We start from the raw sequence: 22,157 nt of genomic DNA, 5'->3' as shown, positions 1-22,157 counted from the left end.
TCAGCCTCCCGAGACCTTGCCGCCGCCGCCACTCGAGCCGCTCTTGGCGCTGGAACCAAACCCGCCGCGGCTGACCGTGCCGCCCTTGCTGCTGTACCCCGTGGACGCCTTTGCCCCGCCGGGAATGGTCCGCGTGTAACCCGGCGCCGTGGACCTGTTCTGGCCCACCGGCGGAACGCTGGCCCCGCGGGAGTAGAAATACCAGGCGTAGACGCCGCCGCTGCGGCCGGCGGAGCTGTCGCAGTTGGTGTCCTCGACGCGCTCGCCGGTGTCGTCGTTGAAGCAGACCTGCGCGTATTCGGGGTCATCCTCGTTGCTGGCCACCACCGCCGTGATGGTTCCCGCCAGGAGGGCCGTGACGCCCAGGCCCACCACTACCGTGCGTCGCTGGGAACGCTTCTTCCGCGCCGCAGCGGCGTTGAGCTGCTTTTCGCGCTCGCGGGCAAACGGATCCACCAGGGGGACGGGCTCGTTGAGGAGGTCGGGGCGCAGCTCCGGCTTGGGGACCTGCCAAGGCGGCGGCTTGACGCTTCCGCCTCCCTCCGGAGGTGCCTTCTCCGGGTCCTCTTTCGGGTCTTTTTCGTTCGAGTCCACGGCCGTCCCCCTCGGTTGTCAACACTATTTGGGCGCAGCGCTGCACCCCCACCTGCAAGTCTCGACCCAGCGTAGTCCCTGCAACAGTGAGTTGACGAGATTGGCACCACCGGGAGGAACCCTAGACTGAAGCCATGGAACCAGCTTCTGTCCTCGCCGTCTGCCGCGTCCACCAGCTCCTGGGAGACCAGGGAAACGTTGGTGTCACCGCGATCGACAAACGCCCGTCCGAAGGTCCCGTGAAGGTGCACAAGTTGGGCGTGCACGGGGACATCCAGGCCAACCGGGTCCACCACGGCGGCGAGGACCAGGCCATCTATGCCTACTCGCAGTCGGACGCGGACTTCTGGGCCGGGACGCTCGGACGTGAGCTGCCGCCGGGAATCTTTGGGGAGAACCTGCGGGTCTCCGGCATCGAACCAACCAACGCGGTGATCGGGGAGCGCTGGCAGGTGGGCGCCGACGTCGTCCTTGAGGTCACCTCTCCGCGCGTCCCTTGCGCCACCTTCCAACGCCGGATGAAGGAACCCCAATGGGTGAAGCGCTTCACCGAGGAAGGGCGGGTGGGCGCCTACCTGCGCGTCATCCGCACCGGCACCATCCAGGCGGGCGATTACATCCACCAAACATTCGTGCCGCGCCATGGAGTCACCATCGGCCGGTGGTTCAGTGCGCCCGACGCGGAGGCCGTCGAGGCCCTCCGCGATGCCGAGGCCGACGGCGAAATCAGGCTCCAGGAGGAATACCACACCAGGTTCGAGGCACTGATGCGGAGGCTGGGGGAGTAGCCGCCACAAGCCCCGTTGCGCGCTGTTCCCGGGCCGTGTGCGCAAGCTCACCGCCGTCGTCGGGCCCTTGATTTCCCGCAGGCGGTGTCCGTCCCTTACACTTGAAATATCCCCCACTCCGGAAATCCCTTATTCCTGCCCAATTTTTGAGGCAGGACTGGCAAGTGTTGGGGCCCGCGCAAGCGATGCGGGCATTTTCATAGGGAGAGCCGGCTAAAGAAAACGCTGTACAGACTGCTGGGATAGCAGCCAAGAGATGCAGCGCGAAGTCCTGCCACGGGATTGCGAAAGCGCCGGACTTCTGTGACCGGCCGGTCAACGTCTGCCCGGCACCATCGGCACGTGTACTGCGGCTCCGCTCACCTCGGGTTGTGCCGCCTGGCCCCCTATGGATGAGGAATATCTCCCTATGCCCGAAAATCAGAACGAAACCACCGCTGTTGTCGAGGACGCCGCCGAGGCTCCCGTAACCGCTCCCGCCGCAGCCCCCGCTGTTGAAGCGCCTGCTGCCGAGGCTCCCGTAACCGCTCCCGCTGCAGCTCCCGCTGTTGAAGCCCCTGCTGCTGAGGCGCCCGCCGCGGAAGCCCCTGCTGCTGAGGTCCCCGCCACGGCCACCCCTGCTGCGGACGAAGATGAAAACACCGTCAAGTTCGCCGATCTTGGCATCGATGGCCGCGTCCTGGCCGCCCTGCAGGACGTCGGGTACGAAAAGCCGTCCCCCATCCAGGCAGCCACCATCCCGCTGCTGCTTGAAGGCCGCGACGTCGTAGGCCTGGCCCAGACCGGCACCGGTAAGACTGCAGCATTCGCAGTACCGGCACTGTCCCGCCTGGCCGAACTCCACGACCTCAACGGCCCCTCCCGGAAGACCCAGGCCCTGGTCCTGGCTCCCACCCGCGAGCTGGCGCTCCAGGTCGCCGAAGCGTTCACCTCCTACGCCAAGCACATCGATGACTTCACCGTGCTGCCGGTCTACGGCGGGTCCGCCTACGGCCCCCAGCTCGCCGGCCTCCGCCGCGGCGCCCAGGTGGTTGTGGGTACCCCCGGCCGCGTGATCGACCACATCTCCAAGGGTTCCCTGGACCTGTCCGAACTCCAGTACCTGGTGCTGGACGAGGCCGACGAGATGCTGCGGATGGGCTTCGCCGAAGACGTGGAGCAGATCTTCCAGCAGACCCCGGAGGACCGCCAGGTGGCGCTGTTCTCCGCCACCATGCCGGGCCAGATCCGCCGGATGTCCAAGCAGTACCTCAACAATCCGGCCGAGGTCCAGGTCAAGTCCAAGACCACCACCGGTGCCAACACCCGGCAGCGCTACCTGCAGATCATGGGCCCGCAGAAGCTGGACGCGCTGACCCGCATCCTTGAGGTCGAAGACTTCGACGGCGTCATCGCCTTCGTGCGGACCAAGATGGCCACCGAGGACCTGGCCGACAAGCTGAAGTCCCGCGGATTCCAGGCTGCCGCCATCAACGGCGACATCCCGCAGCAGCAGCGCGAGCGCACCGTTGACGCGCTGAAGGAAGGCCGGATCGACATCCTGGTGGCCACCGACGTCGCCGCCCGTGGCCTTGACGTCGAGCGGATCAGCCACGTCATCAACTACGACATCCCGCATGACACCGAGTCCTACGTGCACCGCATCGGCCGCACGGGCCGTGCCGGCCGTTCCGGCGAAGCGATCCTGTTCATGACGCCGCGGGAGAAGTACCTGCTGCGTTCCATCGAAAAGGCCACCCGCCAGCCGGTGGAACAGATGCACCTGCCCACGGCCGAGACCGTGAACACGCTGCGCCTGGGCAAGTTCGCCGAGCGCATCACCGAGACCCTCGCCTCCGAGGACGTCGCGGCGTTCCGCGACCTCATCGCCTCCTACGAGGAAGAGCACAACGTCCCGGCAGCAGAGATCGCTGCGGCCCTTGCCGTGATGGCGCAGGGCGGCCAGCCGCTCCTGGTCAAGGAGCTGCCCGCCGCTCCTGAATTCCAGAAGCGCGAGCGCTCCAAGGACGGCTTCGGTTCCCGCGGGCCCACCCGCGCGCTGACCGAGGGCAATGCCACCTACCGGATCGCCGTGGGACGCCGCCAGCGCGTCATGCCCGGCTCCATCGTGGGCGCCATTGCCAACGAAGGCGGCATCTCGTCCGCGCAGATCGGCGGGATCGACATTCGCTCGGACCACTCCCTGGTGGAGCTGCCCGCAGACCTGAGCCCCGAGCAGCTGCGCGCCTTGTCCCGTACCCGGATCGGTGGCGAGCTGATCCACCTCGAGCTGGACAACGGCCGCAGGCCTTCCGGCGACCGTCCCAGCTACCAGGGCAACCGCGGAGGCAACTTCAAGGGCAACGGCGGGTTCAAGAAGGAATTCCGGAAGAACGACGGCGAACGGTCCTCTGCTGAGCGCGGCGGACGTTCTTACACCGAGCGGTCGGAGCGGTCCTTCAGCGACCGGGGCCAGGCCGGCGACTCGCGCTTCGGTGGCCACGGCGACGGCTCCCGCAAGCCCCGCCACGGCGGCGACAGCGGACACCGCGACTTCAACCGCAAGGGCAAGTGGTAAACGCCCCGCGTTGAGGAATTGACGACGGCGATGGGCCGGCTTTCGAGCCGGCCCATCGGCGTTTAAGCGCACGGGTGTGGGACTCGCCACATTCGTGCCCCGGAGCGCTGGGCAGAGGGCCCGAAAAGACCGCTGCCGCCGTCGTCCTCCTTGCTGCCCTTTGCCCCTGCAGCCCCGGAAATCCGGGGAAAAACAACCTTTCGCGGACCTCCAAAGAGCCTGTCCAACCGTCCGGGAGGGGCTCCAGGCGCCGATTTGTTGGTGCGGAAATCTTCCGGTAGAGTATTTACTCGTTGCCCCCCTAGCTCAGTGGTAGAGCGCGTTCTTGGTAAGAACGAGGTCACCGGATCGATTCCGGTGGGGGGCTCTGAATGAGGGCCTGCGTCAAGGCGGTTTTGACCGGCTTGACGCAGGTTTTTCTCATTCGTGGCGGTGTAGCTCAGTTGGTTAGAGCGCACGACTCATAATCGTGAGGTCGGGAGATCGAGCCTCCCCACCGCTACAGGCTAAGTCCCCGGAATCCGCAAGGATCCGGGGGCTTTTCTGTTTCCCGGATCGGCAGTAGCTTTGCAGCAACTGGCGGATGGGTGATTCGGTGGATGTTGTTGCTGCGGTCCTGGAGCCGTTCCGGTGGCTGGTGTCCGTCATCATGGTGGCTTTCCACGACGGGCTCAGTTCGGCGGGAATGCCTCCGGCGGCCGGCCTAACGTGGACCCTGGCCATCGTGGGCCTGGTCCTGGTGATCCGTGCCGCCCTTATTCCGGTGTTCCTGGCCCAGGTCCGGGCCCAGCGCAGGATGAACCGCCTGCAGCCGGACCTGAAGGAACTGCAGGACAGGTACAAGGGCAGGACAGACCAGGCTTCACGGCAGGCCATGGCCCAGGAGCAGATGGCCCTGTACCGGAAGCACGGCACCAATCCCTTCTCCGCGTGCCTGCCCCTGCTGATCCAGGCGCCGTTCTTCCTGGCCCTGTTCCAGGTCCTGTCAGGGGTCTCAAACGCCTCGCAGCAGGGGACCGGCATCGGCGCCATGGGCCCGGCGCAGGTGGCCCAATTCGACTCGGCCAGCATTTTCGGGGCACCCCTGTCCGCGTCCCTGGTTCACGGCGGGGGCGATCCCGCCACCGTGGCCGTGCTCGCTGTCGCCATGATCCTGTTGATGATCGGATGCCAGTTCCTGACCCAAAGACTCGTGGCTGCACGGGCCATGGGCACGCAGGACCCGGGGAGCCCGCTGGTCCGGCAGCAGAAGATCCTGCTGTATGTGCTGCCGCTGGTTTTTGGCGTGGGCGGCATTTTCTTCCCCATCGGCGTGCTGGCCTACTGGACCGTCTCCAACCTCTGGACTTTGGGGCAGCAGTACCTGGTGGCACGAAGTCCTGGGCCTGCATGAGTTCCACGTGCAGAATGGGCCCATGGCGCAGCTGATCTATTCCGGAATCATGTCCCTCGACGGCTACACCGCGGGCCGGGACGGCAACTTTTCCTGGTCCGCCCCCGACGAGGAAGTCCATGCCTTCATTAACGACCTCGAACGGGAGGTGGGTACGTACCTTTTCGGCCGCAGGATGTATGAGGTCATGTCGGCCTGGGAAACGTGGGACACATCGGATGAACCGGCCGTGATCCAGGACTATGCGCGGATCTGGAAGGGGGCGGACAAGGTGGTGTACTCGACGACTCTTGACGCCGCGGCGACACCCAGGACCCGGGTGGAACGCCAGTTCCGGCCGGAGGATGTGCGCAGCCTGAAGTCCGCCGGCGGCAAGGACATCGCCATTGGCGGGCCCACGCTCGCCGCGCACGCCCTCAATGCCGGCCTCGTGGACGAGTACCGGCTGTTCATCACCCCGGTGGCCGTCGGTGGCGGCCTGCGTTTCCTGCCGGACGGCCTGCAGTCCGGGCTGGAGCTCGTCGATGAGCGCCGCTTCGAGGCGGGCACGGTGTACCTGCGTTACAGATGTCTGGCCTAGCAGGCAGAATGGGGGCATGACACGCATCGCCATCATTGGCGGCCACGGGAAAGTGGCCCTCCTCCTGTCCGCCCTCCTGACCGGGGAGGGCCACAGCGTCACCTCGTTCATCAGGAATCCCGACCATGCAGCGGACGTTCAGGAGACTGGCGCCACGCCGGTGGTCCTGGACGTCGAGAATGCCACCACGGCGGACATCGCCGGCGCACTCCAGGGCCATGACGCCGTGGTCTGGTCCGCGGGTGCCGGCGGCGGCAACCCTGACCGGACCTACGCCGTTGACCGGGACGCTGCCATCCGCTCCATCGACGCCGCCGGCCAGGCGGGCGTCAACCGCTACGTCATGGTGTCCTACTTCGGCGCAGGCAAGGACCACGGGGTCCCCGAGAGCAACAGCTTCTTCGCCTATGCGGAGGCCAAGGCCGCCGCGGACGAGTACCTGCGCGGTGCCGCGCTGGAGTGGACCATCCTGGGCCCGGGTGCCTTGACTGACAAGCCCGGAACCGGCCTGATCGACGTCGACCCGTCACCTGACGGGGACCGCGACACATCGCGGTCCAACACGGCGATCGTTGCGGCGGCGGTGCTGGACCTGCCCCAGACCGCTGGGCGGACCATCGAGTTCCGCGACGGCACCCTTCCGGTCTCCGCCGCCCTGGGACCGCGCGCCTAGGCGCCGGGCAGAAGCCGGATGGATCAGCTCGCCCTCATCATTGGCCTGCTGCTTGCCACGGTGGTGGCCGTCGGATTGGGCGACCGGTTGAGGCTGCCATACCCGGTCCTGATGCTGCTCCTGGCCGTGGCGTTGACGTTCATTCCAGGTTTTCCGGATCTCGAGATTCCACCCGAGCTGATTCTTCCCATCTTCCTGCCGCCGCTGCTGTTCGCGACCGCCCAGCGCAGCTCGTGGGCGGTGTTCCGGGTCCGCTGGCGCACGTTGATCATGCTGGCCGTGGCCCTGGTGGTGATCAGTACCGCTGCGGTGGCCGGAGCAGCCTGGCTGATGATTCCCGGCATCGGAGTTCCAGCCGCCATCGCGCTCGGCGCCATGGTGGCCCCTCCGGATCCCGTGGCGGTGGAGTCCGTGGCCGGCCGGGTGCACATGCCGCGGCGCCTGATTACCGTGCTGCAGAGCGAAGGCCTGTTCAATGACGCGGCCGCCATCGTCATTTTCCAGGCGGCCGTCGCCGCCGCCGTGGGCGGCACCAAGGTGGGGTCCGACGTCGTCCTGAACTTCCTCCTGGGCGCCGCGCTTGCCATGGTGGTCGGTGTCGCCATGGGGTGGGTCATCGCCCTGGTCACCAGGCTGGTCACGTCCATGGTCGCCCGGAGCGCAGTGACCCTGGTGGTGCCGTTCGCCGCCTACATCCTGGCGGAGGAGGTGCACGCATCCGGTGTAATTGCCGTCGTGGTCACCGCACTCGAGATGCAGCGCCACGCCCGCCCCCAGGACGCAGCCGAGCGCGTCACTCGGAACGCCTTCTGGGACGTCGTGGAACTGCTGGTCACGGGGCTGGCCTTCGGCCTGGTGGGGCTGGAGATCCGGCACGTCATCCGGGATGAGGGTGCCGATATTTTTGGCATGACCGGTGTGGCCGCCGTGGTGTGCATCCTGGTCTTCGCTGTCCGGTTCCTGTGGCTGGCCATCCTCGCCGCGGGTGCCCGGAAGCGCAAGAACGTCCTCCAGCCCACGTCGTGGAAGGAAGTCCTCATCCTGACGTGGTGCGGGATGCGCGGGCTCGCCACCCTGGCACTGGCCCTGGCACTGCCCCTGACCCTGGCAGACGGTGCGCCGTTCCCCGGCCGGGACTACCTGCTGGTGATTGCCTGTGCGGTGCTGCTGGCCACGCTGGTCCTTCCGGGCCTGACGCTGCCGTGGCTGATGCGCGTCCTGAAAGCCTCCGAGGACGGGACGGCCGAACGCGACGCCGTCCGGGTACTCGCCGCTCGCGCCCAGGCCGCCGCCGTCGCGGCCCTGAAGCAGCACCACCTGATGAAGGACCTGCCGCAGGAAAAGGTGGCCCTGGTCAAGGAGCGGATGCGCCGCCTGCAGGTCGAGCTGGCGGGCGGCAACCTGCCGGATGAGCCCTTGGCGGATAAACGGAAGCGCGGGCGGGAACTGGCCGTCGCGGTCCAGACGATTGCGTTGGATGCCGCGCGGCAGGAAGTGGTGGCGGCCCGCAACGAACCGGACATGGATCCGGAGGTGGCGGACCGGGTGCTGCGGCAACTGGACCTGCGCACCATGATCATGCCGGAATAGCTACGCCTGCGCCGGCAGAACCAACTCAAGGTCGAGCGAATGCTTCTCCACGTAGTCCAGGGCGCAGCGCACCGCACCCACTGTCACGATCGAGTCCCCCAGCGGGGAGACGGACACCCGCGCGGGGGTGGCGGTAAAGTCCTTTAGCCGTGCGGTGATGGGGCCCAGCAGCACGTCCGCGGAATTGGCCACGCCGCCGCCGATCACCACCAGCTCCGGATTGAGCAAGGTGGCCACGGTCCCCACCACCCGGGCCATCCTGTCCGCCAGCCGGTCCAGGATGTCCCGGGCCACGGCGTCACCGTCCGCGGCGGCCGAGAACACCTGCTCGGCCTCGACCCGGCCCGGCTGGAAGGCCCTGAGCGCGGTGGGGGCGGACCCGGCCAGGGCTTCCGCGGCCCATGTCCGGGCCAGGTGGGCGATCCCGTAGGTGTCGCCCACCCCGTCCACCAGATCCAGGTAGGCGAGCTCGCCGGCGCTGCCGCGGTTGCCGTGCACCAGCCGGCCCCCTTCCACGATTCCGGATCCCAACCGTTCGCTCGCAAGGATCACCACGACGTCATCGATCCCGGCGGCCGAGCCCAGCCACCGCTCGCCCAGGGCGGCCAGGTTGGCGTCGTTCTCGAGCAGGACAGTCCACCCCCGGGCCTCCTTCAAAGCCGGCCGCAGTCCCAGATCGAACAGGCCCCAGAATTCCTGCGTTGCCAGCACCTCCCCGTGCCGGTCCACCGGCGCGGCCACGCCGGCGCAGACCGCCAGGACCTGGTCCGGTGCCGCTCCGGCGGAGCGCAGTGCGGCCATGGCAACGCCATCAATGAACGCAATGCGTTCCGCGGATCCCACCTCGCCGGCCTGGAACGGCTGGCTGGCGCGTCCAACGGTTGTGCCCCGAAGGTCCGAGACCGCCACGGTGACCTTGGCGTATCCGATGTCGATGCCCAGCACTACGCCGGCGCGGTCGTTGAGTTCGAACCGGCGGGCAGGCCGGCCCTTCTGGTAGCCCCCGAACTCGCGCTGGTTCTCCCGCTCCAGGATCCAGCCCCGCCGGACCAAATCCTCGCAGACGGCAATGGTGGTGGCGCGGGTCAGGCCGGTGGCTGCCATGACGTCCGTGACGGTCACTGCCGCAGCGGAGCGCATGAACTCAAGGACCGCGCCGGCGCTGACCCGCCGCAGCAGTTGGGGAGTCGCCGGAACCAGCTCAGGCATGCTGTTGACCTTCCTGCACAATGCACCAGATAATACTTGGGGAAGTAAATTTAGATCCAATATAAATATACCCGCACCGACGAAAAGGACCGTTCCTTGTCCACCACCGCCACGCTGGCAACCCTGTCCGACTCCGACCGCCTTGCCGACCCCAACTGGTGGCGCCAGGCTTCCGTCTACCAGATCTACCCGCGCAGCTTCGCGGATTCCAACGGCGACGGCATCGGTGACCTGAAGGGCATCACCGCCAAGGTGCCGTACCTGAAATCGCTGGGAATCGACGCCGTCTGGCTGAGCCCGTTCTACCCCTCCGCGCTCGCTGACGGCGGCTACGACGTGGACGACTACCGCGACGTCGACCCCAAGCTCGGAACGCTGGCGGACTTCGACGAGATGGCCAAGGCCCTTCACGACGCCGGCATCAAGCTGATCGCCGATATCGTCCCCAACCACTCCTCCAACCGGCACCGGTGGTTCCAGGAGGCGCTGGCCGCACCCAAGGGATCCCCGGCCCGCGACCGCTACATCTTCCGCGACGGCAAGGGCCCCAACGGGGAGTTCCCGCCGTCGGACTGGGACTCGGTGTTCGGCGGACCGGCCTGGGAGCGGATCACCGAACCGGACGGCACGCCCGGCCAGTGGTACATGCACATCTTCGCCAAGGAGCAGCCGGACCTGAACTGGTCCAACCGCGAGATCCGCGACGACTTCCTGAAGACCCTGCGCTTCTGGTCCGACCGCGGCGTGGACGGCTTCCGTGTCGACGTGGCGCACGCGCTGACCAAGGACCTCACCGAGCCCCTGCTGTCCAAGCTGGAACTGAGCGCGGCCAACACCGGTGTGGACGGATTCGACGACGGCTCGCACCCGTTCTGGGACCGCGACGAAGTCCACGAAATCTACGCCGAATGGCGTGAGGTGTTCAACGAGTACAACCCGCCGCGCACCGCCGTGGCCGAAGCCTGGGTGCACGCCACCCGGCGCGCCCGCTACGCCAGTCCGCAGGGACTGGGCCAGGCGTTCAACTTCGACCTGCTGCAGGCCGACTTCGACGCCGCCGAGTACAAGGAGATCATCACCCGCAACCTTGCCGAGGCCGCTGCCACCGGTGCCTCCTCCACCTGGGTGTTCTCCAACCACGACGTCGTCAGGCACGCCACCCGTTACGGCCTGCCGCAGGTGGCCAAGGAGAAGGCCGGTGCCAAGGGCCAGGACGGCAAGGACTGGCTGCTCGCCGGCGGACCACAGGACCAGTTGGACGTGGAACTCGGCGAACGCCGGGCCCGTGCCGCCACCTTGCTGATGCTCGCAGTTCCCGGCTCCGCCTACCTCTACCAGGGCGAGGAACTGGGCCTGCAGGAAGTGGCTGACATCCCGGATTCGGAACGCCAGGATCCGTCCTACTTCCGCAACAAGGGCGTGGAAATCGGCCGCGACGGCTGCCGCGTGCCGCTGCCGTGGAAGGTTGAGGGAACCTCGTTCGGCTTTGGTGACGGCGGCTCGCACCTGCCGCAGCCGGACTGGTTCAGCAAGTACGCCGTCGAGGCACAGGACGGCACCGACGGCTCCACCCTGGAGCTCTACCGCAAGGCCCTGAAGCTGCGCCGGGAACTGCTCACGGGTGAAGAGTTGGAGTGGATCGAGTCCGGCGCACCGGATGTGCTGCACTTCAAGCGCCCCAACGGCTGGCAGTCGGTGACCAACTTCGGGACCACGGCTGTGGACCTTCCCGCCGGTGAAGTGCTGGTCAGCAGCTCGCCGCTGGAGGATGGCAAGCTGCCGGCGAACACCACCGCGTGGCTGCGCTGATGCACGGCAGCCGTGGAACCGGGTGCCCCTGATGCAGGAACTCATCTACGGGTGCATGGGACTGGGCGGCAGCTGGTCTGACGAGCCGCATGAAGCCAAGCATGTGGACCAGGCCGCTGCCGCCGTCCAGGCGGCGATGGACGCCGGGATCACCCTGTTCGATCACGCGGACATCTACCGGCGGGGCAAGTCGGAAGCAGTTTTCGGCGAGGTGCTGGCGGCCACCCCGGGCCTGCGGGAGCGGATCCGGCTGCAGACCAAGTGCGGCATCCGGCTCAATGAACGCGGCCTGCAGACCCACTACGACCTCAGCCGGGAAGGCATCCTGGAGCGGGTCAACGGCAGCCTCGGGAGGCTTCGGACGGACTTCGTGGACGTCCTGCTGCTGCACCGCCCGGATCCGCTGGCGGACCCGGCGGAGGTCGCGTCCGCCGTCGGGCAGCTGATGGCCGAAGGCAAGGTCCGGCAGTTGGGCGTATCCAACATGTCCGCCGCCCAGATCGAGGCTTTGCAGGACCGGCTGGAGACGCCGGTGGTGGCCAACCAGCTGGAAATGAGCCTGCTCAAGCGGGCATGGCTGGAAAGCCAGGTCCTGGTCAACCACCCGGAGTACCTGGAGTACAGCTTCCCGCACGGCACGCTGGAGTACTGCGCCCGCAACAACATCACCCTGCAGGCGTACGGGTCCCTCGCCCGCGGCGCCTACACCGGGGCGGAGCTGGAAAGCCCCGCCCCTGCAGAGGCCGCCACCGCAGAACTTGTGGCGGAACTCGCGGTGCAGTACGGGACCACCGGCGAGGCGGTCCTGCTGGGCTGGCTGATGAAGCACCCGTCCGGAATCGCGCCGGTGATCGGGACGGCCAACCCCGAACGCATCCTCGCCTGTGCGGATGCGGAGAGGGTGGCCGGTGCCATGACCCGGGCCGACTGGTACCGGCTCTGGGTGACGGCGCGCGGCAGCAACATCCCCTGACCGTTCCGCAAGGGTGGCGGCGGGCGTCCCGATGCATGGTCATCAGGGCGCCCGCCGCTTCCGTATCCGGTCATAACGCGTTTAGTTCGTATTGATCCTCACAAGCCGGCCGTTTTCTTCGCCGTGCCGCTTCCCGGGCGGATACTGTAGAAACCATGACGTCTACCATCGCCGCCGAAACCGTAAGGCCGGAACGCAATATCCCCGCAGAGATCGCCCGTTCGTGGCTCCTCGTCAATGCCATGAAGCCGGAGCTCTTCGACCAGTCGGCCGTGTCCCGGGCCGATTCGATCATCCTGGATATTGAAGATGCCGTGGACCCGTCGCAGAAGGACCAGGCCAGGGCCAATGTGGTGGACTGGCTGACCGCCGGCGGCCAGGCCTGGGTCCGGATCAACGACGCCACCAGCCCGTTCTGGGCCGATGACCTCGCGGGCCTGCGCGGCACCCCGGGCCTGCTGGGGGTCATGCTCGCCAAGACCGAGTCGGCTGACCAGGTGACCGAGAGCTTCCACCGCATGGACGGCAAGACCCCGGTGATCCCGCTGGTGGAATCCGCGGTCGGCATCGAGGAAGCCAACAACATCGCCAAGGCACAGGGCGCGTTCCGGCTGGCGTTCGGTTCCGGCGACTTCCGCCGCGATACCGGCATGGCCGCCACCCCGGAGGCCATGGCCTACCCCCGCGCCAAGCTGGTGGTCGCCAGCCGGGTGGGCAACCTGCCGGGCCCCATTGACGGCCCCACCGTGGGCACCAACCACCCCATCCTGCGCGAACAGACCGGCATCACGGTGATGATGGGCATGACCGGCAAGCTCTGCCTGGCGATCGACCAGACCCCGGTGATCAACGAGGTCATCAGCCCCACCCCGTCCGACGTCGCCTGGGCCACCGACTTCATGAACGACTTCGAAGCCAACGGCCGCGTCATCCGTGACGGCTCCGACCTGCCCCGCCTGGGCCGCGCCGAGAAGATCATGAAGCTCGCCGTAGCCTTCGGGGTCCAGCCGGCCCTTTAACGCCGCCCCGTTCCCGCAGCAGACCCCGTTGACCGATACCCCCTATCTGGTCCACGGGGTCTTTTGGGATGGGGTGCCCGCCTCCCCGGCGGCGCAGGCGTCCACAGCAGCGCACGACGCCGGCAGCCCGGTTTTGCGCCTGCAGTCACCGGACGGGGACTTCCGGGAGCTCAGCCTCACGCCGCGGGCACGCCTGGGCTTCGAGGTGGCCCGTCCCGGGAAATCCTGCCTGGGGCATACGGTGGTTCACTCGTCAACGCGGCGGGACCACATCCCTTGCGCCTCGGCGGCGGCCGCAGCCCGCGGAAAACAGTGCGAGCGGTGCTTCGTGCTGGACGAGTCCCGGCTGATGCATGATTTCCATCGTGGCGGCCGGGTCACGCCCGGCTTGCGGGACTACCTGATGCAGGAACACTGGCTGTATGTGGCCAGCTTCGCAGGCGGCACCACGAAGGTGGGAACGGCCTCCGGACCGCGAAAGTGGAACCGGCTGGCCGAACAGGGAGCCGCGGCGGCAACTTACGTCGCCAGGGCACGGGACGGAAAGGTGGTGCGTGTCCTGGAGGACCTGGTGACGGAGCAGGCCGGCCTGACCCAGCAGGTCCGGTCCGCGGCCAAGGCCGAGGCCCTGTTGTACCCCCTTCCGGCCGCCGAATTGACGGCCGTCAACGCCCGCGCCGCGGGTCAGGTGCGGGCCCTGCTGGCCCGCACCGCCGTCGAGGGCTTCGATGCCGTGTCGGAGCAGTGGGTACGGCCGGTGCATGCCGGGGCCCTCCATGCGGCGGGGCCACGCCACGCGTACCCGCACGCATTGGACCGGGGGTGCCACGGCTTCGACGTCGCGTCCCTGAGCGGAGCGAACGCCCTGGCCCGGCTGGACGGCACGGACGCCGGGTTCGTGGTCAACCTGTCCCAACTGGCCGCCAGGACCATCGTGCTGGGGGAGTACGCCTCACCAGTGCCGGCACTTCAGGAAGCCCTGTTCTGACCCGCCGGGTTTGCCGGGCCCCCGGGCTCGGTAGACTTGGACGGTGCTGAACGAATTCTGGGCCACCGCGCCAACCCGCTACAAAGTCCTGGTCTTCAGCGCGATGGGACTGATTGCCGTCGGCATTGTCCTCAACCTCATCGGCAACACCGGCGGCAACCAGGGCCTGGCCATGGCTTCCCTGCCGCTGATCGGGCTGGGCCTGGTGCTGCACGTCGTCGGCATGGTGGTCCGCGGCCAGTCCATCCGGAAGAACCTCCGCCGGTAGCGTTTCGGCGCGCGTTTCCTGCCGCCAACGCGCTGAGGATAGGCTGGAATCCATGACTATCAATCCGGACCTGCAGGGCCGCAGCTACCCTGCCGCAGAGGTGTACGACGTTGGCCGGGAGAAAATCCGCGAGTTCGCCCGCGCCGTGAAGGCCACGCACGCTGCACACTTCGACGTTGAGGCAGCAAAGGCGTTGGGCCACCGCGATCTCGTGGCCCCACCCACGTTCGCCATCATCATCGCCCAGCGGGCCGATGCCCAGCTCATTGAGGATCCGGAAGCCGGAATCGACTTCTCCCGCGTGGTCCACGCCGACCAGCGGTTCACCCACCACCGCGCCATCGTGGCCGGAGACCGCCTCGTCGCGGAGCTGCACGTCGACGGTGTCCGGGCCATGGGCGGCGGCGCCATGATCACCACCCGCTCAGAGATCTTTGCCCTCGGCGACGGGGATTCCCGCGAGCAGGTCACCACCACCACATCATCCATCCTGGTCCGCGGAGAGGGACAGTAACCATGCGCCCCAGCCTCACTGAACTCAGCCCCGGCCAGGACATCGGCAACCGCACCGTCGAGGTGACCCGCACGGACCTGGTCAAATATGCCGGCGCCTCCGGGGACTTCAACCCCATCCACTGGAACGAGGCTTTTGCCACCAGCGTGGAACTGCCCGGTGTCATTGCGCATGGCATGTTCACCATGGGCTCTGCCGTCCAGCTGGTCACCGATTGGGCGGGCGACCCTGCCGCCGTCGTCGATTTCCAGACCCGCTTCACCAAGCCCGTCCTGGTCGCCGATACCACAGGCACCACGGAACCCGGCGCCACCGTGGAGGTCAGCGGCATCATCGGAAAGCTCGATGCCGAGGCCAACACCGCACGGATTGACCTCACGGTTGTGGCCGCGGGGCAGAAGGTGTTGATGAAGGCCCAGGCACTGGTCAAGCTGGCCTGACCGGGCGCTGGCATCCAGCCTGGCCGTTTTTACGGGTGCGGCTGTTTAACGCGGTTGAGGGAGGACGCCCCGCGGGCATCCTCCCTCAACCTTTTTGGCACGTGTGGGTCAGGAAGCGGCGGCGGCGTTGTAGGCCGACTGGATGACCGAGCCCCAATACGGGCCGTACATGGTGGTGGAGTTGCTGCCGTAGCCATAGCTGTTGACCGAGTTCTGGTAACCGCCCGCGGAGGTGCCAATGAACCAGGGACCGCCCGACGAACCGCCGGTCATGTTGCAGGGGATGCCTTGGGTGTTGAACTGCGGGTTATAGGGATCGTTGGTGGCCGTCCCCGAGCAGCTCTTGAGGGATTCGCCGTTGAAAGGAGGTGCGGCCGGGTAGCCGAATGCCTTGTGGGCGAGGCCGCGGGCGGCATTGAACCGGACCCCGGAGGCGCCCACGACGTCCGCGAGGTTGCGGCCGTTCAGCGGCGACATGACGGCGAAACCGGTGTCGTACTGCATGTTGCCCGAGGAGCTCCACTGGGTGGGGGCGTAGAGGGCACGGGCCGTCCACTTGCCGTACGGGGCTGATCCGTTGAGGTAGGCGGGGACGAACGTGAACCGGGTGGCGAAGGCGCCGGGGCCCTCGTTGATGCAGTGGCCCGCAGTGGACACAGTGCTCCGGTTCGCGGCGGCCACCGAGTTGGCCGAGCACACATAGTCGGTTCCGCCCAGGGTGAAGAACACCTTGCCGATATGCGGGACGGGGCTTTCGCTGGCGTTCGCCATCGGCTGGACCGTTGGATCCGATCCCTTGATTTTGGTTTCGGTGCCATTAGTGGGCGTTTCCCCCAGCGGGGCAGCATTGCCCTTTTGCCGCTGGAGTGCCTTCTTGGCGAGCGCATCGCCCGGGACGGCTGCCCGCATCCGCTCCGGCGTCCAGTAGTCGGCGGCCTCACCGGTTGTCCTGGCGCTGCTGATCCCGGGAACTGCGTCGTTCCCGGGGGCGGAGGGTGCCGCTGTTGCGCCGCCGGCCGAGGAGAAAGCGAACACTGCGGCTGTCGATAGGCTCATGAGGCTCGTGGCCAGAGTCCTGGTAATGGTCATAGCTGTCCTATGCGGTATCGGGGAAAGCGGACCCAGGTCTGTGATCCGCTGGCTCGAAAATACGCATATATGACAACTTTGTAAATATCCAACACTGAGCTTGTTAGTTAATTGTTGATTCTGTTACTCCTTGCAAGGCGGCGCTTGGCCGGGGCTCCTTGGGCGTTCCCTAGTATTGTTGACGGGTGACTGCCACCAAGCTTTCCCAGCTGACCACGTCCGCCGTCGGCGGCCCCGCCGGCACCTTCATCGAGGCCCGGACCGAGGGCGAGATTATCGACGCCGTCAGGTCGGCGGATGCCGCCGGCGAGCAGGTCCTGATCATCAGCGGCGGCTCCAACCTCCTGGTGTCCGACGACGGGTACCCCGGGACCGTGGTCAAGATCGCCTCGGAGGGCTTCACCGTGAATGCGGAGGACTCGTGCGGCGGCGTGGCCGTCGTGGTGCAGGCAGGCCACAATTGGGACCGGTTGGTGGAGTACGCCGTTCGCCATGCCTGGTCGGGGATAGAGGCCTTGTCCGGTATCCCTGGCTCCACCGGGGCCACGCCCGTCCAAAATGTGGGAGCGTACGGTGCCGAGGTATCCCAGACCATCGCCGCCGTCCGCACCTGGGACCGGGAACGGAACGCGGTGCAGACGTTTACCAATTCCGAACTTGAATTCGGCTACCGTGACTCCATCCTGAAGCGGACCACCGTTGACGGTTCCCCCCGGTACGTTGTCCTTACTGTTGAATTCCAGCTGCCGCTGGGCCGCATGAGCGCGCCCATCCGGTACGCCGAGCTGGCCCGCTCCCTCGGCGTCGAGGTGGGCAAGCGCGCTTACGCCAATGACGTCCGCCGGGAAGTGCTCCGCCTGCGCGCCTCCAAGGGGATGGTGTGGGACGCCTCCGACAGGGATACCTATTCCACCGGGTCGTTCTTCACCAACCCCATCGTCCCGGCGGACGTGGCCGACACGCTGCCCGAATCGGCTCCCCGCTATCCGGCAGGAGGGGACGGACTGGTGAAACTCTCGGCAGCGTGGCTGATTGACCAGGCCGGGTTCGGCAAGGGGTTCGGGCTGGAACCGGGAAGCGTATCCGCGGGCCGCGCCTCCCTGTCCACCAAGCACACGCTCGCCGTCACCAACCGCGGCTCAGCCAGCGCGGCGGACATGGTGGCCGTGGCGCGGGAGGTGCGCACCGGCGTCGAACGCCGTTTTGGGATCCTGCTGCACCCCGAGCCGCTGCTTATCGGACTGGAACTCTAAGGGACCGGGTGTAGCTCCGGGCAGCCGTGCCCCGGCCTAGGATGGGGCCATGGCTGCACGAGGTGCCCTGCGCGACCGCAGGATGATAGGCAGGCTGCGGCTCGCGTCGCAACGGCTTGCGGGCGGAAGCGGCACGGTGCCGGAACTGGTCCGGTGGATGACTGCCTTGCAGGCGCAGGACCTGCCCGCAGCCCTGTGGGCGGTGGGAGTGCGGATGCCTGGTGCCGGACTCACGGACGTGCGTGCCGCCATCAACACCGGCGCGGTGGTGCGGTCCTGGCCTATGCGCGGAACGCTTCATCTGGTGGCCCCCGAAGACCTGCGCTGGATGCTCGACCTAACGGCCGATCGGCTCACCCGGAGCATCGCTGCCCGGCACCGCCAGCTGGACATTGCGTGGGCGGACGTTGAGAAGGCGCGGGACATCGCCCTTGACCGGATCCTGGCGGATGGCCCCATCAGCCGCCCGGAATTGTTCCGGGAATTCGACGCCGGCGGCCAGCCGACCCAAGGGCAGCGGGGCGTCCACCTCCTGGGCTCGCTCTGCCGGCACGGCTGGCTGGTGCTGGGCCCCCTGGCCGGGAACCAGCAGCTGATCGCCGCGTACGACCAGTGGATACCCTCGTCCCGCCGCCTGGACCGGGAGGAGGCCCTGGCGGAATTCCTGCTGCGCTACCTCCGCAGCCACGGCCCGGCCACGCTCCGGGACTTCGCCTGGTGGACGCAGCTGCCGCTGACCGAGGTGAGGTCCGCGCTCATGGAGGTCAGTGCGCAACTCGCTCAGCTGGAATGGGAGGGGACCACATACTGGATGTCGCCCGAGACAGCGTCCCTCATCGATACCGGCCTGCCGGGCGCCCGCTCCGTGCACCTGCTGCCCGGGTTCGACGAGTTCGTCCTCGGCTACACTGACCGCACGCCCGTCCTGGCGCCGGAGCACTTCGACCTGATCGTTCCGGGCGGCAACGGCGTCTTCAAGAAGACCCTGGTGGCCGCGGGAATGGTGGCTGGCACCTGGATGGTCCGGGGCACCGGCCGGAGCGCCGTCGTCGTTCCCGAAATGTTCGACGCAGCCGCGGCGTTCGGCCCGGCAGCCCAAAGAGCGCTTGCCAAGGCCGCGCGGGAGTATCTGGAGTTCCTGGCCCGCTAGGTTGTCGGAAGCGGCTTCGCAGCTGCCGGCGGCGTCCACCGCCGGGCGGCACGCTGCCCTGCAAAGGCACTCGCGGCGATCGTGACCAAGGCCCCGAGCAGCACTGCGGCGCCCTCCCCGGGCAGCAGGACCCCCGTCCGGGTTCCGATGCTGGCCGCGGCCACCGGGATGCCAAGCTGGGCAGCGGACAGCACGCCGAGGATGGCCGGCACGCCCAGCAGGCGGAGGACCACATGAATGAGCAGTGATCCGCCACCGAGGCACAGTCCCAGCAGGATCATGCCAGGGTGCGCCGCCAGCTCGCTTAGGTTCAGTGAGGCGCCCAGGCACACAAAGAAGACAGGGCCCAGGAACCCGTCGCTGACCGCGAACAACTGGTGGGCAAGGCGCCGGGGCTCACCCACGGCCGCTACCACCAGGCCGAAGGCGAAGCCGGCCAACATGATGGATACGTTGTTCAGCACGGCCAGTCCGGCCAGGGCGAAGAGGATTGCCAATTGGATCCGGAGTTCCAGGGCGAACCTCCGGTTTTCCGACAGTTTATGCAGCCTGGCCCGGGCGCCTGACTGCTCGGCGCGCCGCAGCAGCAGGAACAGCACCACTGAGCAAAGCGCGACGGCGAGGGAGCCTACCGCGGCCCGGCCGGCGTTCACGGGGTCCAGGGCAAGGGGGAGCGCAACGATGCAGGCGACATCGGCGATGGCCACCTGTGCCGTCATGGCCAGCACGGGAGGGCCGCTGAGGCCCAGGGAGTCAACGATCGGCAGGACCATCGCCGCCGAGGAGGAAGCGAGCAGGACCGCGTAGAGCGGGGCATGGCCGGTACCGAAGGCCGCCGCAACTGCAACGCCGGTGGCGGCAGCCAGGACCGCAGCCACCCCGGCCTGCACCGCACCGTGGCCGAGGGCTGCCCGGATCCTGGCGTCCCTGACGGGCACATGGGTACCGACGACAAACATCAGCAGCGCAAAGCCGACGTCGGACAGGAGCCGCAGCGTGGGATCGGAGGCATCGACGAGGTTCAGCCCGCTCCGTCCAATGGCGACGCCGGCGAACAGCTCGCCCGCCACCACTGGAACCCGCCATCTGGCAGGCAGCGCCAGCAACGGGCCGGCCATGGCAACCACGGTGATCAAGGCGAGGACCAGGAATGCCATGATCTGCCTCCGTGGCGGCCGGGCCGGCTGTTACAGGTTGCCGGTGGCGATGTTGAGCATGCGGCGCAGCGGCTCGGCAGCCCCCCAGAGCAGCTGGTCGCCCACAGTGAAGGCGCTGATGTACTCCGGGCCCATTTCCATCTTGCGGATGCGGCCCACCGGGATGTCCAGGGTGCCGGAGGCGGCAACGGGGGTCAGCTCCGCCATGGAGGCTTCCTTGGTGTTGGGAACCACCTTGGCCCACTGGTTGTCCTCGTCCAGCAGCTTCTCGATCTCGGCCACGGACAGGTCCTCGCGGAGCTTGAGGGTCAGTGCCTGGGAGTGGGAGCGCATGGCGCCGATACGGACGCACAGACCGTCCATGATCACCCGGTTTTCTTCGGAGGTGCCCAGGATCTTGTTGGTTTCAACCCCGGCCTTCCACTCTTCCTTGGACTGCCCGTTGCCCAGGTCCGCATCGATCCAGGGGATCAGGGAGCCGGCCAGGGGGACGCCGAACTGGGTGGCGTCGATGTCCGTGCGCTGGTGGGCGAGGACCTTGCGGTCGATGTCCAGGATGGCCGATGCGGGGTCGTCCAGCTCCGTGCTCACCTCGGCGTTGAGCGTGCCGAACTGGCTGAGCAATTCACGCATGTGCCGGGCTCCGCCGCCGGAGGCAGCCTGGTAGGTCATGGAGGTGCCCCACTCCACCAGCCCGTTCTTGAACAGGCCGCCCAGGCCCATGAGCATGCAGGACACGGTGCAGTTGCCGCCAATGAAGTCCTTGGTGCCGTTGACCAGGCCCTTGTCGATGACGTCGCGGTTGATGGGGTCCAGGACGATGATGGAGTCGTCGCTCATGCGCAGGGTGGAAGCGGCGTCGATCCAAAGGCCGTCCCAGCCGCGGCTGCGCAGTTCGCCGTGGACCTGCTTGGTGTAGTCGCCGCCCTGGGCGGTGACGATAATGGGCAGCTTGGCCAGCGTGTCGACGTCGAAAGCGTTCTCGAGCTTGCCGGCGCTGCCTCCTGCTGTTCCGGCAATCGACGGCGCGGCACCTCCGGCGTTGGAGGTGGAGAAGAACACCGGGTTGATGTTGGCGAAGTCGCCCTCGTCCTGCATGCGCTGCATAAGGACGGAGCCGACCATGCCGCGCCATCCGACCAGGCCGACGGAAGGGGTAGCTGCTGTAGTCATTCGACCAGTTTAGACTTCGGAACCAGCCGGGCGCAGTCGGTTACGTCACGGCCGGCCGGGCCCTCCCCGTCGAGGTGGCGGGCGCCTCGTGCGGCCATGCGGTTCATTCACTGAGGGGTCCTGCTCCGGGTTCCGGCGCATGCCTTTCCTTCCGCAGTTTCTTGGCCCGGTACTCGTCCCTCGCCATGCCGAAGGTATACCAGGCTCCAAAAATGCCGAATGCAGTGAGGACCAGGGCGCCCCAGAACGGCTGGCCGCCGTCCGGCAGGGGCCTGAGCAGTATGACGAGGGAAAGGAGGGTCAAGAGCACCATGACGCCGGTCAGGATCCCCATACCCCACCAGGTTTGGACCTGTACGTGGCCACGGCCTGGGGAAAACCCTATTTCGTCTGCGGCGTAACTGTGCAGTTCGCCAGTGCTGGTGTTCCGCAGCACCCGTTTTTCACCCCGCGCAAGCGCGGCCTTATGTTCGGCGTGGACGGCATCGTTGCGACGCTCACGGTCACTGTCGAAGGTCACTGCTGCAGCACGTCCGCCGTCGTGCTGAAATGCTGCGCAAGGGCCCGCAGTTGCACGACGTCGGCGCCCCACAAAGTTCCTGCCACCAGGATTCCCCCCAATATTTTATTCGACAGCCCCCAGAGTGCCGCGTACCCAGCCTAGGCCAGGACCGGGCTACCCGCGATGGGGTGGCCTCCCCATGCCGCCGCCGTAAGCGCTAGCTTTGGTCCGACTGCTCCAGCACGGCAGCTTTCCGGGCGCGCAGCGCAAAGAACGCGCCGAAGGTGAACACCTGAGTGACCACCACCAGCACGATGGCCCCGGCGATCTTGTTGCCGCCCAGGATCATGGTCAGCCCCACGATCGCGGACAGCAAGGCCAGCAGGGGCAGCAGCATGTAGCCCAGGACGAACAGGGTTTCGGGTTTCTTCAGCATGT

General features: G+C 67.3%; 22 protein-coding genes and 2 tRNA genes. 17 read left to right on the top strand and 7 right to left on the bottom strand.

The features are described 5' to 3' along the window. Nucleotides 1–594 (bottom strand): Tat pathway signal protein, encoded by a 594-nt coding sequence (locus QRM96_RS08405; RefSeq protein ID WP_285319193.1) that lies wholly within the window; start codon nt 592–594, stop codon nt 1–3. A 134-nt stretch (nt 595–728) separates the two neighbouring features. Here QRM96_RS08405 and QRM96_RS08400 point away from each other — a divergent pair, with 134 nt between their 5' ends. From QRM96_RS08400 to QRM96_RS08365, 8 genes are all read left to right on the top strand, one after another. Next, a complete protein-coding gene (locus tag QRM96_RS08400; protein WP_285319192.1) occupies nt 729–1,382 on the top strand; it encodes an MOSC domain-containing protein in 654 nt (217 codons plus the stop codon). Between the two features lie 409 nt (nt 1,383–1,791). Then, nucleotides 1,792–3,939, top strand: a complete 2,148-nt coding sequence (locus tag QRM96_RS08395; RefSeq protein WP_285319191.1) for a DEAD/DEAH box helicase — start codon at nt 1,792–1,794, stop codon at nt 3,937–3,939. Between the two features lie 295 nt (nt 3,940–4,234). Continuing rightward, nucleotides 4,235–4,306: transfer RNA gene (locus QRM96_RS08390), tRNA-Thr, on the top strand. A gap of 61 nt (nt 4,307–4,367) precedes the next feature. After that, nucleotides 4,368–4,441, top strand: a tRNA-Met gene (locus QRM96_RS08385). A gap of 81 nt (nt 4,442–4,522) precedes the next feature. Further along, nucleotides 4,523–5,332, top strand: coding sequence for a membrane protein insertase YidC (yidC, locus tag QRM96_RS08380; protein WP_285319190.1), 810 nt, complete (start codon nt 4,523–4,525; stop codon nt 5,330–5,332). A gap of 22 nt (nt 5,333–5,354) precedes the next feature. After that, on the top strand, nt 5,355–5,912 hold the full coding sequence (locus QRM96_RS08375; RefSeq protein WP_285319188.1) for a dihydrofolate reductase family protein: 558 nt from the start codon (nt 5,355–5,357) through the stop codon (nt 5,910–5,912). Nucleotides 5,913–5,928: 16 nt separating this feature from the next. Continuing rightward, entirely contained in the window at nt 5,929–6,585 is a 657-nt protein-coding gene (locus QRM96_RS08370; protein WP_285319187.1) for an SDR family oxidoreductase, read from the top strand. Between the two features lie 18 nt (nt 6,586–6,603). Then, on the top strand, nt 6,604–8,175 hold the full coding sequence (locus tag QRM96_RS08365) for a Na+/H+ antiporter (RefSeq protein WP_285319186.1): 1,572 nt from the start codon (nt 6,604–6,606) through the stop codon (nt 8,173–8,175). Here the strand turns inward: QRM96_RS08365 and QRM96_RS08360 are convergent, their stop codons facing one another. Next, entirely contained in the window at nt 8,176–9,384 is a 1,209-nt protein-coding gene (locus QRM96_RS08360) for an ROK family transcriptional regulator (protein WP_285319185.1), read from the bottom strand. 96 nt (nt 9,385–9,480) lie between these two features. Here QRM96_RS08360 and QRM96_RS08355 point away from each other — a divergent pair, with 96 nt between their 5' ends. The 7 genes from QRM96_RS08355 (at nt 9,481) to QRM96_RS08325 (ending at nt 15,395) form a co-directional block, all read left to right on the top strand. Then, nucleotides 9,481–11,193 carry a glycoside hydrolase family 13 protein gene (locus tag QRM96_RS08355; RefSeq protein WP_285319183.1) on the top strand — a complete coding sequence of 571 codons (1,713 nt, stop codon included), beginning with the start codon at nt 9,481–9,483 and terminating at the stop codon, nt 11,191–11,193. A gap of 31 nt (nt 11,194–11,224) precedes the next feature. Continuing rightward, nucleotides 11,225–12,166 (top strand): aldo/keto reductase, encoded by a 942-nt coding sequence (locus QRM96_RS08350; RefSeq protein ID WP_285319181.1) that lies wholly within the window; start codon nt 11,225–11,227, stop codon nt 12,164–12,166. Nucleotides 12,167–12,321: 155 nt separating this feature from the next. Beyond that, the gene (locus QRM96_RS08345; protein ID WP_018760509.1) at nt 12,322–13,185 is read left to right on the top strand and encodes an HpcH/HpaI aldolase/citrate lyase family protein; all 864 of its coding nucleotides are present in this window, start codon (nt 12,322–12,324) and stop codon (nt 13,183–13,185) included. Nucleotides 13,186–13,213: 28 nt separating this feature from the next. After that, nucleotides 13,214–14,173 (top strand): DUF2797 domain-containing protein, encoded by a 960-nt coding sequence (locus QRM96_RS08340; protein WP_285319179.1) that lies wholly within the window; start codon nt 13,214–13,216, stop codon nt 14,171–14,173. A gap of 43 nt (nt 14,174–14,216) precedes the next feature. Beyond that, nucleotides 14,217–14,441 (top strand): DUF3188 domain-containing protein, encoded by a 225-nt coding sequence (locus tag QRM96_RS08335; RefSeq protein ID WP_018760507.1) that lies wholly within the window; start codon nt 14,217–14,219, stop codon nt 14,439–14,441. A gap of 52 nt (nt 14,442–14,493) precedes the next feature. Continuing rightward, entirely contained in the window at nt 14,494–14,955 is a 462-nt protein-coding gene (locus QRM96_RS08330) for an FAS1-like dehydratase domain-containing protein (protein ID WP_018760506.1), read from the top strand. 2 nt (nt 14,956–14,957) lie between these two features. Next, nucleotides 14,958–15,395: a MaoC family dehydratase gene (locus QRM96_RS08325; protein WP_133830344.1), complete on the top strand. Its 438-nt coding sequence runs from the start codon at nt 14,958–14,960 to the stop codon at nt 15,393–15,395. Nucleotides 15,396–15,503: 108 nt separating this feature from the next. Here QRM96_RS08325 and QRM96_RS08320 read toward each other — a convergent pair whose 3' ends face one another. Further along, complete coding sequence (locus QRM96_RS08320) at nt 15,504–16,484, bottom strand: trypsin-like serine peptidase (protein ID WP_285319178.1); 981 nt, start codon at nt 16,482–16,484, stop codon at nt 15,504–15,506. A gap of 185 nt (nt 16,485–16,669) precedes the next feature. On the opposite strand from QRM96_RS08320, the gene QRM96_RS08315 reads away from it, so the two are divergent. After that, nucleotides 16,670–17,737, top strand: coding sequence for a UDP-N-acetylmuramate dehydrogenase (locus tag QRM96_RS08315; protein WP_285319177.1), 1,068 nt, complete (start codon nt 16,670–16,672; stop codon nt 17,735–17,737). Nucleotides 17,738–17,786: 49 nt separating this feature from the next. Beyond that, nucleotides 17,787–18,887, top strand: a complete 1,101-nt coding sequence (locus QRM96_RS08310; protein WP_285319175.1) for a winged helix DNA-binding domain-containing protein — start codon at nt 17,787–17,789, stop codon at nt 18,885–18,887. Here QRM96_RS08310 and QRM96_RS08305 read toward each other — a convergent pair. The 4 genes from QRM96_RS08305 to QRM96_RS08290 all read right to left on the bottom strand — a co-directional run bounded on the left by QRM96_RS08305 (nt 18,884) and on the right by QRM96_RS08290 (nt 22,155). Then, nucleotides 18,884–20,044 (bottom strand): cation:proton antiporter, encoded by a 1,161-nt coding sequence (locus QRM96_RS08305; RefSeq protein ID WP_285319173.1) that lies wholly within the window; start codon nt 20,042–20,044, stop codon nt 18,884–18,886. The genes QRM96_RS08310 and QRM96_RS08305 overlap by 4 nt on opposite strands. 30 nt (nt 20,045–20,074) lie before the next feature. Beyond that, nucleotides 20,075–21,217 carry an aspartate-semialdehyde dehydrogenase gene (asd, locus tag QRM96_RS08300; protein ID WP_285319171.1) on the bottom strand — a complete coding sequence of 381 codons (1,143 nt, stop codon included), beginning with the start codon at nt 21,215–21,217 and terminating at the stop codon, nt 20,075–20,077. A gap of 103 nt (nt 21,218–21,320) precedes the next feature. Next, a complete protein-coding gene (locus tag QRM96_RS08295) occupies nt 21,321–21,551 on the bottom strand; it encodes a hypothetical protein (protein WP_285319169.1) in 231 nt (76 codons plus the stop codon). A 385-nt stretch (nt 21,552–21,936) separates the two neighbouring features. Continuing rightward, on the bottom strand, nt 21,937–22,155 hold the full coding sequence (locus tag QRM96_RS08290; protein WP_018760496.1) for an NF038396 family protein: 219 nt from the start codon (nt 22,153–22,155) through the stop codon (nt 21,937–21,939). Between the last annotated feature and the right edge of the window lie 2 nt (nt 22,156–22,157).

The organism is Pseudarthrobacter sp. lyk4-40-TYG-27, assembly GCF_030209295.1.
Classification (GTDB): domain Bacteria; phylum Actinomycetota; class Actinomycetes; order Actinomycetales; family Micrococcaceae; genus Arthrobacter.
The sequence above is the reverse complement of the archived record's forward strand: the minus strand, read 5'-3'. Positions and strand labels throughout refer to the sequence as shown.

Coding starts and splice junctions, on each gene's coding strand:
- QRM96_RS08395 (WP_285319191.1), top strand. CDS start 1,792: ATGCCCGAAAATCAGAACGAAACCACCGCTGTTGTCGAGGACGCCGCC.
- QRM96_RS08305 (WP_285319173.1), bottom strand. CDS start 20,044: ATGGCATTCCTGGTCCTCGCCTTGATCACCGTGGTTGCCATGGCCGGC.
- QRM96_RS08325 (WP_133830344.1), top strand. CDS start 14,958: ATGCGCCCCAGCCTCACTGAACTCAGCCCCGGCCAGGACATCGGCAAC.
- QRM96_RS08400 (WP_285319192.1), top strand. CDS start 729: ATGGAACCAGCTTCTGTCCTCGCCGTCTGCCGCGTCCACCAGCTCCTG.
- QRM96_RS08310 (WP_285319175.1), top strand. CDS start 17,787: ATGGCTGCACGAGGTGCCCTGCGCGACCGCAGGATGATAGGCAGGCTG.
- QRM96_RS08370 (WP_285319187.1), top strand. CDS start 5,929: ATGACACGCATCGCCATCATTGGCGGCCACGGGAAAGTGGCCCTCCTC.
- QRM96_RS08360 (WP_285319185.1), bottom strand. CDS start 9,384: ATGCCTGAGCTGGTTCCGGCGACTCCCCAACTGCTGCGGCGGGTCAGC.
- QRM96_RS08350 (WP_285319181.1), top strand. CDS start 11,225: ATGCAGGAACTCATCTACGGGTGCATGGGACTGGGCGGCAGCTGGTCT.
- QRM96_RS08320 (WP_285319178.1), bottom strand. CDS start 16,484: ATGACCATTACCAGGACTCTGGCCACGAGCCTCATGAGCCTATCGACA.
- yidC (WP_285319190.1), top strand. CDS start 4,523: ATGGGTGATTCGGTGGATGTTGTTGCTGCGGTCCTGGAGCCGTTCCGG.
- QRM96_RS08345 (WP_018760509.1), top strand. CDS start 12,322: ATGACGTCTACCATCGCCGCCGAAACCGTAAGGCCGGAACGCAATATC.
- QRM96_RS08375 (WP_285319188.1), top strand. CDS start 5,355: ATGGCGCAGCTGATCTATTCCGGAATCATGTCCCTCGACGGCTACACC.
- QRM96_RS08295 (WP_285319169.1), bottom strand. CDS start 21,551: ATGGGGATCCTGACCGGCGTCATGGTGCTCTTGACCCTCCTTTCCCTC.
- asd (WP_285319171.1), bottom strand. CDS start 21,217: ATGACTACAGCAGCTACCCCTTCCGTCGGCCTGGTCGGATGGCGCGGC.
- QRM96_RS08330 (WP_018760506.1), top strand. CDS start 14,494: ATGACTATCAATCCGGACCTGCAGGGCCGCAGCTACCCTGCCGCAGAG.
- QRM96_RS08290 (WP_018760496.1), bottom strand. CDS start 22,155: ATGCTGAAGAAACCCGAAACCCTGTTCGTCCTGGGCTACATGCTGCTG.
- QRM96_RS08365 (WP_285319186.1), top strand. CDS start 6,604: ATGGATCAGCTCGCCCTCATCATTGGCCTGCTGCTTGCCACGGTGGTG.